General features: G+C 40.0%; 11 protein-coding genes and 10 tRNA genes. 16 read left to right on the top strand and 5 right to left on the bottom strand.

The annotated features are described in order from the left end of the window. Positions 1-35: 35 nt before the first annotated feature. The 3 genes from prmC to hemA are packed head-to-tail and all read right to left on the bottom strand — an operon-like array spanning position 36 to position 3,227. The gene (gene prmC / locus GQR47_RS04515; protein WP_024595293.1) at positions 36-875 is read right to left on the bottom strand and encodes a peptide chain release factor N(5)-glutamine methyltransferase; all 840 of its coding nucleotides are present in this window, start codon (positions 873-875) and stop codon (positions 36-38) included. 2 nt (positions 876-877) lie between these two features. Next, positions 878-1,963 (bottom strand): peptide chain release factor 1, encoded by a 1,086-nt coding sequence (gene prfA / locus GQR47_RS04520; protein WP_165723587.1) that lies wholly within the window; start codon positions 1,961-1,963, stop codon positions 878-880. Positions 1,964-1,970: 7 nt separating this feature from the next. Next, the gene (gene hemA, locus GQR47_RS04525; RefSeq protein ID WP_024594740.1) at positions 1,971-3,227 is read right to left on the bottom strand and encodes a glutamyl-tRNA reductase; all 1,257 of its coding nucleotides are present in this window, start codon (positions 3,225-3,227) and stop codon (positions 1,971-1,973) included. 83 nt (positions 3,228-3,310) lie between these two features. Here hemA and lolB point away from each other — a divergent pair, with 83 nt between their 5' ends. The 16 genes from lolB to GQR47_RS04605 all read left to right on the top strand — a co-directional run bounded on the left by lolB (position 3,311) and on the right by GQR47_RS04605 (position 9,991). Continuing rightward, positions 3,311-3,898 (top strand): lipoprotein insertase outer membrane protein LolB, encoded by a 588-nt coding sequence (gene lolB / locus GQR47_RS04530; protein ID WP_024594739.1) that lies wholly within the window; start codon positions 3,311-3,313, stop codon positions 3,896-3,898. Between the two features lie 2 nt (positions 3,899-3,900). Next, positions 3,901-4,758 (top strand): 4-(cytidine 5'-diphospho)-2-C-methyl-D-erythritol kinase, encoded by an 858-nt coding sequence (gene ispE, locus GQR47_RS04535; RefSeq protein WP_154903382.1) that lies wholly within the window; start codon positions 3,901-3,903, stop codon positions 4,756-4,758. An 88-nt stretch (positions 4,759-4,846) separates the two neighbouring features. Next, entirely contained in the window at positions 4,847-5,794 is a 948-nt protein-coding gene (locus tag GQR47_RS04540) for a ribose-phosphate pyrophosphokinase (protein ID WP_002958550.1), read from the top strand. A 149-nt stretch (positions 5,795-5,943) separates the two neighbouring features. Beyond that, entirely contained in the window at positions 5,944-6,555 is a 612-nt protein-coding gene (locus GQR47_RS04545; RefSeq protein WP_002958549.1) for a 50S ribosomal protein L25/general stress protein Ctc, read from the top strand. A gap of 19 nt (positions 6,556-6,574) precedes the next feature. Further along, on the top strand, positions 6,575-7,159 hold the full coding sequence (pth, locus tag GQR47_RS04550) for an aminoacyl-tRNA hydrolase (RefSeq protein ID WP_002958548.1): 585 nt from the start codon (positions 6,575-6,577) through the stop codon (positions 7,157-7,159). Between the two features lie 53 nt (positions 7,160-7,212). Continuing rightward, positions 7,213-8,304 (top strand): redox-regulated ATPase YchF, encoded by a 1,092-nt coding sequence (ychF, locus tag GQR47_RS04555; RefSeq protein ID WP_002958547.1) that lies wholly within the window; start codon positions 7,213-7,215, stop codon positions 8,302-8,304. Positions 8,305-8,758: 454 nt separating this feature from the next. After that, a tRNA-Met gene (locus GQR47_RS04560) sits at positions 8,759-8,835 on the top strand. A gap of 45 nt (positions 8,836-8,880) precedes the next feature. Further along, positions 8,881-8,965: transfer RNA gene (locus GQR47_RS04565), tRNA-Leu, on the top strand. 39 nt (positions 8,966-9,004) lie between these two features. Next, positions 9,005-9,079: transfer RNA gene (locus tag GQR47_RS04570), tRNA-Gln, on the top strand. Positions 9,080-9,084: 5 nt separating this feature from the next. Further along, a tRNA-Met gene (locus GQR47_RS04575) sits at positions 9,085-9,161 on the top strand. Positions 9,162-9,250: 89 nt separating this feature from the next. Further along, positions 9,251-9,335, top strand: a tRNA-Leu gene (locus GQR47_RS04580). Between the two features lie 40 nt (positions 9,336-9,375). After that, positions 9,376-9,450, top strand: a tRNA-Gln gene (locus GQR47_RS04585). Between the two features lie 71 nt (positions 9,451-9,521). Next, positions 9,522-9,606: transfer RNA gene (locus tag GQR47_RS04590), tRNA-Leu, on the top strand. 39 nt (positions 9,607-9,645) lie between these two features. Next, a tRNA-Gln gene (locus tag GQR47_RS04595) sits at positions 9,646-9,720 on the top strand. 71 nt (positions 9,721-9,791) lie between these two features. Continuing rightward, positions 9,792-9,876: transfer RNA gene (locus tag GQR47_RS04600), tRNA-Leu, on the top strand. Positions 9,877-9,916: 40 nt separating this feature from the next. Continuing rightward, positions 9,917-9,991: transfer RNA gene (locus GQR47_RS04605), tRNA-Gln, on the top strand. Positions 9,992-10,032: 41 nt separating this feature from the next. Here the strand turns inward: GQR47_RS04605 and GQR47_RS04610 are convergent. Further along, positions 10,033-11,616: a bifunctional diguanylate cyclase/phosphodiesterase gene (locus GQR47_RS04610; RefSeq protein WP_024596963.1), complete on the bottom strand. Its 1,584-nt coding sequence runs from the start codon at positions 11,614-11,616 to the stop codon at positions 10,033-10,035. Positions 11,617-11,770: 154 nt separating this feature from the next. After that, positions 11,771-12,940 carry an FAD-dependent monooxygenase gene (locus tag GQR47_RS04615; RefSeq protein ID WP_240915862.1) on the bottom strand — a complete coding sequence of 390 codons (1,170 nt, stop codon included), beginning with the start codon at positions 12,938-12,940 and terminating at the stop codon, positions 11,771-11,773. Positions 12,941-12,951 lie beyond the last annotated feature (11 nt).

The raw sequence follows: 12,951 nt of genomic DNA on the forward strand, positions 1-12,951 counted from the left end.
CATTATTTAACGCACTAGTAGGCAATTATTATTCTCTAGGGCCACAGTGCAAGTGTTACACGGTCATTGTTACCAAGGTCTTTCACTGTTTTAATATTAACAAACGCCATTTTTTCAAAGAAATGACGTACAGCTTCACCTTGCTCAAAACCGTGTTCTATTAAAAGATAGCCATTAGATGACAAATAGTCACGTGATTGTGTAATTATTTGTTTAATATCAGACATTCCGCAATCATCAGCCACTAATGCCGATAGAGGCTCAAAGCGCACATCACCCTGATTTAAATGTATATCGCTACTTTCTATATAAGGAGGGTTAGTGACAATTAAATTGAATTTTTCGCCATGCAACTCACTAAACCAGTTACTCTGTTTAACATGTACATTATTAATCGCTAATCGCTGCTGGTTACGTGTAGCAAGTGCAACTGCATCGCTTACTCTATCTACTGCAGTAATTTGCCAACTAGGCATTTCACTACCCAGTGCCAACGCTATTGCACCAGTACCTGTGCCTAAATCAAGCACCTTTGCTGTAGCGGGTAGCGCTATTTCAAGTGCTTGCTCGACTAATGTTTCAGTATCTGGTCGAGGTATTAGGGTCGTTGCGTTAACTTCAAGCGATAAGCTCCAAAATTCACGCAGCCCAGTTATATGGGCTACTGGTTCACCTTTTAAACGTCTTTGGATAAATACATTAAACTGCGATTGTTGCTCATCACTAAGCGCATGTTCTGGCCAAGTAAAAAGGTAACTGCGAGGTTCTTGAAGTATATGAAGAAGTAAAACTTGTGCATCTAATTTAGCACTTTCGCTGCTAAGTGCTAATAAGTCAGCACCTGCAGCAATTGCTTGTTCAAGAGTGTGAGCCACAATTACTCGTCGCCCATGGCCGCAAGTAAGTCAGCTTGATACTCTTGCATTAATGGGTCAATAATCGCACTTAAATCACCGGCTACCACTTCGTTTAAACGATAAAGTGTTAAGTTAATACGGTGATCGGTAATACGACCTTGCGGGTAGTTATAAGTACGAATACGCTCAGAACGATCGCCACTACCTACCAAGTCACGACGTTCAGAGGCTTCTGCCGCATGGCGTTTTTCATCTTCAGCTTGTTGCAGTCGAGCTGCAAGTACTGACATCGCTTTAGCGCGGTTTTTATGTTGCGAACGCTGATCCTGACACTCCACCACAACACCGGTAGGTATATGTGTAAGTCGAATAGCAGAATCAGTTTTATTTACATGCTGACCACCTGCGCCTGATGCACGAAATGTATCAACTTTTAAATCTGCTGTATTAATTTGTATCGCTTCAGCTTCTGGTACTTCTGCCATAACCGCAACAGTACACGCAGAGGTATGAACACGACCTTGTGATTCAGTCTCTGGCACACGTTGTACGCGGTGTACACCTGATTCAAACTTTAATTGACCGTAAACGCCTTCGCCACTGATATTTGCAATAACTTCTTTGTAACCGCCATGCTCACCTTCATTGGTGCTTACAACTTCTACTTTCCATTTTTTATTTTCTGCGTAGCGGCTGTACATACGAAATAAGTCACCAGCAAAAATAGCCGCTTCATCGCCGCCCGTCCCTGCACGTACTTCAACAAAAACGTTGTTGTTATCTCGCGGATCTTTTGGCAACATTAATACTTGAATTTGATCTTCAATCACTAGTATTTGTGCTTTTGCTTCTTTATATTCTTCTTGCGCCATTTCACGCATTTCAGGGTCAGAATCTTTAAGCATTTCTTCTGCACTGGCTAAATCGTCTTGCGTTTCTTTATAGTTTAAAAACGTTTTTACAATCTCTTCAAGCTCAGAATACTCTTTTGAAAGCGCACGAAAACGGTTTTGATCACTAATGACCGACGGGTCGCTTAGCAGCGCTTGTACTTCTTCGTAACGCTCTACTAAGGTTTCTAATTTATTATAAACAGACTCTTTCATTTAACGGTTATTCCTGATCAATACCTAACATTTTTTTCAACTGGTTTAGCTGCGCCACTTCACCTTTTTTCGCTGCATCTTGTATTGCACGGGTAGGCGCGTGCATTAAGCGATTGGTTAATTTATTGGCGAGCTCTAATATAATTTTTTCTGCATCTTTACCTGTATTGAGCTGACTAACAGCACGCTCTACAAGTTCAGACTTAATTGTTTGTACATCGTTTCGATAATGGCGGATTAAATCTACCGAATCGAGTGAACGCATCCACATTGCAAATTCTTTGGTGCGTTCAGTAATAATTATTTGCGCTTGCTGTGCAGCTTGCTCGCGCGCTGCCATATTCTCGCTTACAATGGTTTGTAAGTCATCAACGGAATATAAATAGGCAGCATCTAGCTCCCCAACTTGGCTTTCTATATCACGCGGAACCGCTATATCTATAAATAGCATAGGTTTGTGACGTCGCTGCTTTAGCGCCTGCTCAACCACCCCTTTACCAATAATAGGCAAAGTGCTGGCTGTAGAACTAATCACTATATCGGCTTTATGCAAACGCTCAGGCAATTGCGCCAAAGCAATCACATCTGCCGACACTTCATCAGCTAAGTTACGAGCTCGCTCAATAGTTCTATTTGCAACAGTGATATTTTGAGGCTCATTTTGGTATAAATGTTTAGCAACCAATTCAATGGTTTCACCTGCGCCAATTAATAACACATTGGTCTTATCAAGCTTGCCATAAATATGCTTTGCCAAGTTAACTGCAGCAAACGCTACCGATACAGCACTTGCGCCAATATCGGTTTCAGTTCTAACTTGTTTCGCTACTGAAAATGTTTTTTGAAACAACCTATCAAACGTAACACCTACTGCATCGTGGTTTTTAGCACTAAAAAACGATTGTTTTATTTGCCCCAAAATTTGCGGTTCGCCCAACACCAAAGAATCCAACCCACACGCCACGCGCATTAAGTGATTAATAGCATCGTTATCTTCGTAGCAATAAGTGTTTTTGCTCAGTTCATGTTCATCCAAACCATGGAAACTGGCAAGCCAGCTCAACAGTGTTTGGGAATTTTGCTGAGCGAGGCTACAATAGATCTCGGTTCGATTGCAGGTAGACACAATAACCGCTTCATTAAAGTCGGCATGGCCACTTAATTGTTGCAACGCCTCTGAAATTTGCTCAGGCGAAAAAGCCACTTTTTCACGTAATTCTACGGATGCGGTTTTGTGATTTATACCTAGTGCTATTATGGTCATATTTGCCAAATATTGCTGAGCCCTACTTCAAAGGCGGTAATTTTACCAAAAATCAGCGGAATATGGAAAGTAAGGAACAACATTTGATTCGACAATATTTGATTTTATTCATGTTTTTTTTGTTTTTAGGTGGCTGTGCTCATCAAATTGATACAAAAACAACACTTTATGATGATTGGAAACCACGTTTAGCTGCTCAAAAAACTTGGCAAGTAGAAGGTAAACTTGCATTTATTAGCCCAGAAGAGCGTCAATCTGCAAACTTAAATTGGCAGCAAACAACAAATTCCAATAATTTAATACTGACTACTTTTATTGGTACTCGTATTTTGTCGCTTAAACAAACAGCTAACGGTGCTGAATTAGAGTTTGACGGTGAACAATACTTTGATACTAACGCTGCAGAGCTTTTAAAACGATTAACGGGTTTTACACTACCGGTTGATAATGCCGATAACTGGCTTAAAGGCACTATTGACGATGAAAGTTTAATTGTTGATGAGCTTGGGCGTGCAAAGCAAGTATTATGGTTTGATAATACAGGCAAAAAATGGCAAATAGATTATGGCGCCTATGTACAAAACGCAGGTTACTGGTTACCTACTAAACTGACGTTAAAGCACCAACAAATAAAAATTAAAATTCAACTATACGATTGGCAGTTTAAATAAGTATGAATAACAAAACCTCTTTTTCACTTATTGCTCCGGCAAAACTCAATTTATTTTTACATATTAATGCTCGCCGAGAAGATGGCTATCATGAACTTGAAACCTTATTTACTTTTTTAAATTTTGGTGATGAGCTGCATTTTGAGTTAACAACAGATGGGAGTATTTCTGTCGGTGGTGATACTAAAGACATCCCTCTAAATGATAATCTCATCTATAAAGCTGCTTTATTATTACAAACACACTGTAAAACCTCTTTGGGTGTAAAAATAAATTTAATTAAGCGCTTGCCGATGGGGGGCGGTGTTGGAGGAGGTTCATCTGACGCAGCGAGTACTTTATTAGCCCTAAATAAGTTATGGAAATTGGCACTAAATTTAGAAACACTAGCTCAACTAGGGCTCAAGTTAGGGGCAGATGTTCCAGTGTTCATACAAGGTCAAAGCGCCATAGCGCACGGTATTGGTGAAAAACTACACCACGTAACACTTGAACAAAAATGGTACTGCGTTGTACACCCTAACCAACATGTAAGTACCGCAAAAATATTTACACATCCAGATTTAAAACGCGACACACCAAAAATAATAGGCGACTGGAAACACCATACTTTGACCAACGATTGTGAGCCTTTAGTTAAAAAGCTTTGCCCCGAGGTTGAAAAAACCCTCCAGTGGTTGCTAAAATACGCACCGTCGAAGATGACCGGAACAGGTTCATGTTGTTTTGTCGAATTTGCTAGCCAAGTTCAAGCACAAGATGTACTTGAAAATCTCCCCCATACTTGGCAGGGTTTTGTGGCTTCAAGCGCAAATGTCTCACCTGCTCATACGGAGTTAACCGCCATATTCGATCAATGAAGTAACGTACAAGTAATCATAAGTTAACCCGCAGTGAAATTTATCATTGCCCGTTAGTCCAAATATTCAGTGCCTGAGGAACCCTACCGTGCCTGACATGAAGCTCTTCGCTGGTAACGCAACACCTGAGTTAGCTCAAAAAGTTGCAAAACGTTTATATATTGAATTAGGCGATGCTGTTGTTGGCCGTTTTAGCGACGGTGAGATCAGTGTTCAAATAAATGAAAATGTTCGTGGCTCGGACGTTTTTATCTTGCAATCAACCTGTGCCCCTACAAACGATAACCTGATGGAACTTATCGTTATGGTTGATGCTCTACGTCGTGCATCTGCAGGTCGTATTACTGCCGTCATTCCTTATTTTGGTTATGCGCGCCAAGACCGTCGTGTACGTTCTGCTCGTGTTCCAATTACCGCTAAAGTTGTTGCAGATTTCTTATCAAGTGTTGGTGTTGACCGTGTTCTTACGGTTGATTTACACGCTGAACAAATCCAAGGCTTCTTTGATGTACCTGTAGATAACGTATTTGGCAGCCCTGTATTACTTGAAGATATGAAAGAACGCGACTTTGAAGACGTCGTTGTTGTATCTCCAGATATTGGTGGTGTTGTACGTGCTCGTGCAATTGCAAAACTACTAAACGATACCGATTTAGCAATCATTGATAAACGTCGCCCTCAAGCAAATGTTTCTCAAGTAATGCACATTATTGGTGACGTTGAAGGTCGTGATTGTATTATCGTAGATGATATGATTGATACCGGTGGTACATTGTGTAAAGCCGCAGAAGCACTTAAAGAACATGGCGCTAAGCGTGTATTTGCATACGCAACACACCCTATCCTTTCAGGTAAAGCAGCCGAAAACTTACGTGACTCAATGATTGATGAAGTAATTGTAACTGACTCAATTCCGCTATCTGATGAGCTTAAAGCCCTTGATAAAGTTAAGGTACTTACGCTTGCTGACATGTTAGCAGAGACTATTCGTCGTATTAGTAACGAAGAATCTATCTCAGCGATGTTTGAACACTAAAATTAAACATTCCTGAATATAAAAGCGCCTTTTGGCGCTTTTTTTGTAAGCGATGTTTATTTTATCTGGGCGTGGTGGTATGATAGCGCGCCTTTTGGCTAGGGACCTTGGTCGCAAAGGCCCTACACATTTAAATAACTGGAGACATCATGTCTAACAAAACTTATACGTATAACGCTGAACTTCGCGTAGAAACTGGTACTGGTGCGAGCCGCCGCCTACGTCGCGAAGACAAAGTTCCTGCAATCCTTTACGGAGCTGATAAAGAAGCTTTATCTCTTACTTTTGCTCATAAAGATATGATCAAAGCTCAAGAAGACGAAGGTTTCTACACGCATATCCTTACGCTTAACGTTGATGGCGAAGCTGTTGAAGTAATCTTAAAAGATATCCAACGTCACCCATTCAAGCCTAAGCTTACTCACCTTGATTTCCAACGTGTAGATGCTACTCATAAATTTCAAACTAAAGTTCCTCTACACTTCATCGGTGAAGAGATTGTAACTAAAGCTGGCGCAACTGTTGTTCACCAGTTAACTGAAGTTGAAATTACGTGTCTTCCAAAAGCACTTCCAGAATTCATTGAAGTAGATGTTTCTAAGTTTGTTGTTGGCGATTCAGTTCATATCTCTGACCTAACTTTCCCTAAAGGCGTTAGCTCTGTAGATTTAGCTAAAGGCGAAGGCCATGATCAGTCTATCCTGACTATCAAAGCAAACAAAGCAGCTCCAGTTGAAGACGACGCTGCAGCAGCAGAATAATATTTAAGGTCTCGCAACCTTGAATTCTATTCAAATGCTTGTGGGCCTGGCTAATCCAGGCCCCGAATACGCAAACACACGCCACAATGCAGGTGCTTGGTTCATCGAGCAAATCGCTGCACGCTATAACTGCACTCTAAAACACGATCCTAAATATCACGGCCTTACAGGCAAAGTGATCATTCAAGGCCAAGAATTCAAATTATTGATCCCCACTACTTACATGAATTTAAGTGGTAAAGCGGTCAGTAGTTTAGCTAATTTTTTCAAAATCCCTGTCGAGGACATTTTAGTTGCCCATGACGAATTGGATTTAGACCCAGGCGTTGCCAAATTAAAAAAAGGTGGCGGGCATGGCGGTCATAATGGTTTAAAAGACATTATTGCAAAAATGGCAAATCAAAAAGACTTTATGCGCTTGCGCATTGGTGTAGGTCATCCGGGGCATCGTGAAATGGTAACTGGTTGGGTGCTTGGAAAAGCGGCCAAAGAAGACCAAGAAAAAATGGATGCTGCTGTTGATGAAGCAGTTCGTTGCATGGAAATACTTGCAAAAGATGGTGTGTTAAAAGCACAAAACAGACTACATTCGTTTAAACCCTAGTAACTTGGGTCCAAGTACACCGTTTAAACGAATTCTAAACAAGGTATCTTACTATGGGTTTTAAATGTGGCATCGTTGGCTTGCCTAACGTAGGTAAATCAACGCTTTTCAATGCACTAACTAAAGCGGGTATTGAAGCCGCTAACTTTCCTTTTTGTACCATTGAGCCTAATACAGGTGTGGTACCTGTGCCAGATCCTCGTCTAGACGAACTTGCTAAAATTGTTAATCCTCAACGAGTTCTTACCACTAGTATGGAATTTGTAGACATTGCTGGCTTGGTAAAGGGCGCATCTAAAGGTGAAGGCCTTGGTAACCAGTTTTTAGCTAACATTCGTGAAACCGATGCAATTGGCCACGTAGTTCGCTGTTTTGAAGATGAAAACATCATACACGTAGCAGGCACTATTGACCCTGCTGACGATATTGACGTAATCAACACTGAGTTAGTACTTGCTGATATGGATAGCGCTGAAAAAGCCCTTTTCCGTAACGCAAAAAAAGCAAAAGGTGGTGATAAAGACGCCAAAGAGCAAAATGCCGTACTTGAAAAAGTAAAAGTGCATCTTGATGAAGGCTTAACTTTACGCGCTTTAGCATTAACTAAAGAAGAAAAAGCAGCAATCAGCTCTATCAACTTCTTAACTATTAAACCAACTATGTATATTGCAAACGTTGCTGAAGATGGTTTTGAAAATAATCCATACCTTGACCGTGTACGCGCTATTGCTGCAGCAGAAGATGCGATTGTTGTTCCTGTATGTGCTGCTATCGAATCTGAGCTTTCAGAATTAGATGACGAAGACAAGCTTGAGTTTATGGCTGATCTTGGCTTAGAAGAGCCCGGCCTTAATCTTGTTATTCGTGGTGGTTATGAATTACTACAATTACAAACTTATTTCACTGCGGGTGTTAAAGAAGTGCGTGCATGGACAATCCCTGTAGGTGCAACAGCGCCACAAGCAGCGGGTAAAATCCATACCGACTTCGAGCGTGGCTTTATTCGTGCGCAAACGATTGCTTTTGACGACTTTGTTGCCTTTAAAGGTGAAAGCGGCGCAAAAGAAGCAGGTAAGATGCGTCAAGAAGGTAAAGAGTACATTGTTAAAGACGGCGATGTAATGAACTTCTTGTTCAACGTATAAGTTAAATGAAACCGAATTAGTATTGGTAATAATTTTAAAGGCTCGTTTTTACGAGCCTTTTTTGTACCTCCAACGTTATAAACTTATAAAATTGATATAGCCCCAACCTAAATGCCTACGTTTAATCTAAAAAAACACACTGCGCAGAAGATCAAACCTCAATAATAAGTACCTCTTAAACAAATTAATGTTAAGATTTAACCAGAGCGTAATAATTTGTTGAATAATCAAACAGCTTCAAACTATTGGTTTTTGCTTTTTTATTTAGCGACAAATTTTGTATGTGAATTGCACTCAAAAAATCATCATTTTTATTAAAATTTAGCCGCTTAGCTTAATTTTCCTGCAAACAAACACAGTTAAGTGTTTTTTTGCAAAAAAGGTGTTGACGAATTTGGGTCATATCAGCATAATACGCCCCGCACTCAGCGATGAAGTGCTAACAAAAAAAGATGGCTAAGTAGCTCAGCTGGTTAGAGCACATCACTCATAATGATGGGGTCACAGGTTCAAATCCCGTCTTAGCCACCATATTTTTTGTTGCTCAATGAAGAGTTTAAAATAACTACCTTGTGTGCGGGAGTGGCGGAATTGGTAGACGCGCTGGATTTAGGTTCCAGTATCTTAGGATGTGAGAGTTCAAGTCTCTCCTTCCGCACCATAATTCTTGATAAGAATTAAAACTATCAATTGTTATTGTTGGGATATCGCCAAGCGGTAAGGCACCAGGTTTTGATCCTGGCATTCCCAGGTTCAAATCCTGGTATCCCAGCCAACAATGGCTAAGTAGCTCAGCTGGTTAGAGCACATCACTCATAATGATGGGGTCACAGGTTCAAATCCCGTCTTAGCCACCATTTCTCTTTTTAGAAGTGGCTCTGCAAGAGTTAAATTGCACTCAATGAAGAGTCTAAAATAGCTACCTGTGTTTTATAACACAAACGATGCGGGAGTGGCGGAATTGGTAGACGCGCTGGATTTAGGTTCCAGTAACTTCGGTTGTGAGAGTTCAAGTCTCTCTTTCCGCACCATGTTCTTGATACGAACTAAAAATATCAATTAATTCTTTGTTGGGATATCGCCAAGCGGTAAGGCACCAGGTTTTGATCCTGGCATTCCCAGGTTCAAATCCTGGTATCCCAGCCAACTTCTTCTACCAAGGAAAGTTGGATAAAAGAATGACTCTTGCTTAGAGTTTAAATGAGCAAATTAGTGATGCGGGAGTGGCGGAATTGGTAGACGCGCTGGATTTAGGTTCCAGTAACTTCGGTTGTGAGAGTTCAAGTCTCTCCTTCCGCACCATGTTCTGATAAGAACTAAAATTATAAAAGAATTCTTTGTTGGGATATCGCCAAGCGGTAAGGCACCAGGTTTTGATCCTGGCATTCCCAGGTTCAAATCCTGGTATCCCAGCCAACTTCTTCTACCAAGGAAAGTTGAATAAAAGAATTACTCTAGCTTAGAGGTTAAATGAGCACATTAGTGATGCGGGAGTGGCGGAATTGGTAGACGCGCTGGATTTAGGTTCCAGTATCTTAGGATGTGAGAGTTCAAGTCTCTCCTTCCGCACCATGTTCTTATTAAGAACTAAAATTAATATCAAATTTATAGTTGGGATATCGCCAAGCGGTAAGGCACCAGGTTTTGATCCTGGCATTCCCAGGTTCAAATCCTGGTATCCCAGCCAATTTGACTTCCTTCTCTAAAACTTCTCAATATTCATTAAATTCAGCTTACTTTTTCTGTACTTAAATATACATTTATAAATTCGTCTATATTTATTGGTTTGCTATATAAATACCCTTGTAAATAATCACAGTTCATACTCAATAGCGCTTGCTCTACTTCTTTGGTTTCTATTCCTTCAGCTACTACATCGCAATTTAATCGGCTCGCCAAAAACAACGTAGATTCTACAATAGCGTAATCAGGCGGATTAATGAGCATGTCTTTGATAAACGATTGATCTATTTTTATCTGGTTTATGGGCAACTCCCTTAATAACGACAGTGACGAAAACCCCGTACCAAAATCATCAACACTAAATTTAAATCCACGCATACTTAACTGCTGCATCATTTTTCTTGCTGCGGGTATGTTTGTCATCATTGCCCCTTCTGTAATTTCAAATATTAGTGAATCACTTAAAGTCGGGTCAGTAGTAAGTAAGCTAATTATAAATTCGTAAAACTCGCTGCTTTCAATATCTTTCGTTGATAAGTTGACATGAATAGTACCGCTAAACCCAAACAGTTTAAGTTTTCTAATATGGTTAACTGCTTCTTGTACAACCCATTTCGATAAAACAAAAATAAGCCCTGTACGCTCAGCTACACTTATAAACTTTTCAGGACTAATAAAGCTACCATCAGCTTGCGGCCATCGGATCAGCGCTTCTAGGCCATGCAATTGAATATCTTTGGAGTTCATTATTGGTTGTAAATAAAGCTCGAACTCACCTTTGTGTAACGCGGCTTTAATTTTGACTGATAAATCAAAAAAGTCCTCAGCTCGTTTACCTATTTCAGATGAGTAATTTACTAAAGGTTGAAATGTCTTTTTTGCTTCATGCAGTGCCAAGTTGGCTTTTTTTAGTAACTGGTCGGGTAATCGGCTATCATCTGGGAAACGGCTTACGCCTATACTTAATTGTATTTTAACCATTTGCTCATGTGTACAAAACGGAGCTTTAACGGCTGAGTTTATAATATTTACACAGTGAGCCATGCTTTCATCAGTATCGGTATTCAGTAAAAACGCAAACTCATCCCCCCCTATTCGATATAACTTAGCAATGCCACATAGTTCTTTGCTTAACTTATTAGCAAAAGCAGCCAGTAGTTGATCACCACATTGATGACCAAACGCATCATTAATTTGTTTAAAATTATTTAAATCAATATAAAATAATGCAAATGAAGAAGGGTAATCGACTTGTTTACTCAAGGATTTAAAAAAGTTATTGCGGTTGGGTAAGGTTGTTAAGTTATCGTGCTCAGTTTGATATTTTTGATACTGCGTTGCTTGCTCTATTTTAAGGATGCTTTTCAAACTCAGTTTGACAACTAAGAAAACAAACCCTGCACCACCAAATAATATTGTGGCAACTGCATTTCTTATTATTGGTGCCGTATCGTAATTTGAAAAGTAATAAAGTATCCACCAATACCCTAAAATAAAACAGACAATAGCGCATAACAGTACACTCCACGCTCTTTGCGATGTTTTTTTACAAACTTTAAAGGTTGTTTTTAAGCTAGCAACTAGCAGTAGCGCACCTAAAATAATTATTACTGAAAAAAAATTATCCACACATAGGCTCTTTAAAATTATTAAATTGCGGTTTAGTGATATAACCCTAGTCAAATTAAAATTTTATTTAATATAACTGGGTCACTATTTGTCCACTTAAAAACAGACATAAAAAAAGGCTCATAAATGAGCCTTTTTAATCTCTACTTTAAATTTAGCCTAAATCACCGCTAATTGCGTATTTTAAAACCCAGTTTTTTATAGGGCCTGTATTATTAGCCATTTTTAAAAACTGGCTACGTGCCCATTTAAGTGGCGCAACTTGGTTAGAAAAGCCAAAGTAACACGCGTCCATCATGCTCATCATTAATAAATTAGCTTTACGGCGAGCTCGCTCGTATTCTTTAAGCGTTATCGGGCACCCTATACCCCCTGCATTGTCTAAAACTTCAGCAAGTGCCACTACATCCTGAAAACCTAAATTAACGCCCTGCCCTGCAAGGGGATTTATTGTATGTGCAGCGTCACCGACTAAAACTAAGCGCCCTTGTGAATAGTTGTTAGCATGTTGGCGAGTAAGCGGAAATATTGCATGAGTTTGTACTTCAAAGTCTCCAGCAAGTTCAGGAAATTTATTAAGTATGTGCATTTTTAGCTCAGCTGGGTTTAGCCCTTTAAATGCTTGCAGTGTATTTGCATCGTCGTACCAAATTAAATTAGCGTATGGTGCCTGCATTGGCAAAAATGCGAGTGGCCCACTTGGCGTAAACTGCTGCCATGTTTTAATTTGTTGCGGCGCATCGAGTTTAATTAATACCCCCATGCAATGCTGCTGATACTGCCAGCCGGTAATTCCTATATTAGCTTTAGCACGCAGCTGCGATTGTCCGCCATCGGCTGCAATCACTAAATCAGCGGTATAGGTTTGAGCTCCATACACAAGCGTAATTAAATCATCCGTTTGCTCTATTTTAGTAATAGGTGTGGCTTGCTCAATAACCTCAATTTTATAATGATCAAATTGCTGCCATAAACTTGCTTGAATTAAACTATTTTCAATTAAGTGGCCTAAATGCGTGGTGTTTATATCGGAGCAGTCAAACAATAAATTATCACCACCGCGCTCAAATGCCTCTAATTGTTGATAAGGCGCTATGCGGTTTTGCCTTAAAAGCGGCATTGCTCCTAATTCATCAAGTAAATTTTCTGAAAAACGATTAATAGCCGACACTCTAATATCAACCTTATCACTACTAAGAATCTGTGATGGGTCTATTAGGTGTTTTTCGATTATGCGTACGCCAAAGCCCTGTTGAGCAAGCTTTATCGCCATAGCCGCGCCAACCATGCCACCGCCAACTACTATCACATTATTTTTAGTCATGTTTTTCATCA

It is taken from the genome of Pseudoalteromonas sp. Z1A2, assembly GCF_011378755.1.
GTDB lineage: Bacteria > Pseudomonadota > Gammaproteobacteria > Enterobacterales > Alteromonadaceae > Pseudoalteromonas > Pseudoalteromonas distincta.

Bases quoted from the DNA above. Each gene is read 5' to 3' on its own strand.
- prfA (WP_165723587.1), bottom strand. From the start codon at position 1,963: ATGAAAGAGTCTGTTTATAATAAATTAGAAACCTTAGTAGAGCGTTAC.
- hemA (WP_024594740.1), bottom strand. From the start codon at position 3,227: ATGACCATAATAGCACTAGGTATAAATCACAAAACCGCATCCGTAGAA.
- ispE (WP_154903382.1), top strand. From the start codon at position 3,901: ATGAATAACAAAACCTCTTTTTCACTTATTGCTCCGGCAAAACTCAAT.
- GQR47_RS04545 (WP_002958549.1), top strand. From the start codon at position 5,944: ATGTCTAACAAAACTTATACGTATAACGCTGAACTTCGCGTAGAAACT.
- ychF (WP_002958547.1), top strand. From the start codon at position 7,213: ATGGGTTTTAAATGTGGCATCGTTGGCTTGCCTAACGTAGGTAAATCA.
- GQR47_RS04615 (WP_240915862.1), bottom strand. From the start codon at position 12,940: ATGACTAAAAATAATGTGATAGTAGTTGGCGGTGGCATGGTTGGCGCG.